The organism is Streptomyces alkaliphilus (genome assembly GCF_014141535.1).
Classification (GTDB): domain Bacteria; phylum Actinomycetota; class Actinomycetes; order Streptomycetales; family Streptomycetaceae; genus Streptomyces; species Streptomyces alkaliphilus.
Window position 1 is genome coordinate 1 of the sequence record NZ_VKHT01001122.1, and the last position, 1,499, is coordinate 1,499.

Annotated in this window: 1 protein-coding gene; it reads right to left on the reverse strand. The window is 71.1% G+C overall.

Translation table 11 applies throughout. The features are described from left to right. Positions 1-172: 172 nt before the first annotated feature. On the reverse strand, positions 173-1,441 hold the full coding sequence (gene ectB / locus FNQ90_RS22845; RefSeq protein WP_182608081.1) for a diaminobutyrate--2-oxoglutarate transaminase: 1,269 nt from the start codon (positions 1,439-1,441) through the stop codon (positions 173-175). Positions 1,442-1,499 lie beyond the last annotated feature (58 nt).

Below are 1,499 nucleotides of genomic sequence, written 5' to 3' on the forward strand. Positions count from 1 at the left end.
GTCGGGGACCCCGCCGGGTGGGCCCGCGGGGCCCGGGGTGCGTGTCACGGGGCCGGTCGGACGACAACCGTCCCACCGGCCCCGTGGTGGGGTGCCTACCCCGATCACCGCACGTCACGCCCGGTTCTCCGGGGAGCCGGGCGTGAGGACCCGGCCGGCCCGCTTCGTGGTGTCAGGCGGTCTCGCGGACCGCCCGGTCCAGGATGCGCAGGCCCTCGTCCAACTCCTCCGTGGTGATGGTCAGGGCCGGGAGGAGCTTGACGACCTCGCTCTGCGGGCCGGAGGTCTCCAGCAGCAGACCCAGCTCGAAGGCGCGGGCGCAGATGGCCGAGGCGCGCGCCGGGTCGGCGAACTCGATGCCCCAGACCAGGCCGCGGCCACGGTACGAGGCGCCGGCCCCGGGGTTCTCCCGCACGATCGCGGCCAGCGCGGCCTCCACCCGCTCGCCGCGGGCCAGGGTCTGCTTCTCGGTCTGGTCGTCGCGCCAGTAGGCGTCCAGGGAGGCGGCGGCGGTGACGAAGGCCGGGTTGTTGCCCCGGAAGGTGCCGTTGTGCTCACCCGGCTCCCAGACGTCCAACTCGGGACGGAACAGCGTGAGGGCCATCGGCAGGCCGTAGCCGCTGATGGACTTCGACAGGGTGATGATGTCCGGCACGATCCCCGCCTCCTCGAACGAGAAGAAGGAACCGGTGCGGCCGCAGCCCATCTGGATGTCGTCCACGATCAGCAACATGTCGTGGCGACGGCACAGGTCGGCCAGGGCGCGCAGCCACTCCGGACGGGCCACGTTGATGCCGCCCTCGCCCTGCACGGTCTCCACGATGACGGCGGCCGGCTGGTTCAGGCCCGACCCGGCGTCCTGCAGCAGTCGCTCGAACCAGATGAAGTCCGGGGTGCGGCCGTCGAGGTAGTCGTCGAAGGGCATCGGGGTGCCGTGCACCAGCGGGATGCCGGCGCCGGCCCGCTTGAAGGCGTTGCCGGTCACCGCCAGCGCACCCAGCGACATGCCGTGGAAGGCGTTGGTGAAGGAGACGATCGCCTCGCGGCCCTTGATCTTGCGGGCCAGTTTCAGCGCCGCCTCCACGGCGTTGGTACCGGTCGGGCCGGTGAACATCACCTTGTGGTCCATGCCGCGCGGTTCCAGGACCACGTCGCGGAAGGTCTCCAGGAAGGCGCGTTTGGCGGTGGTGGACATGTCCAGGCCGTGCGTGACGCCGTCGCGCTCGAGGTAGTCCAGCAGGGCGCGTTTGAGGACCGGGTTGTTGTGTCCGTAGTTCAGGGAGCCGGCGCCGGCGAAGAAGTCGAGGTAGCGGTGGCCGTCCTCGTCGAACAGGACGCTGCCGCGGGCGCGGTCGAAGACGGTGGGCCAGCCGCGGCAGTAGCTGCGCACCTCCGACTCCACGGACTCGAAAACGCTCAGGTCGGGCTGGGTGATGGTCACGCTGCTGTCTCCTCGCGGGAATGAAGGGGGCGGGGTGTACGGATGTGCGACCCGGGGG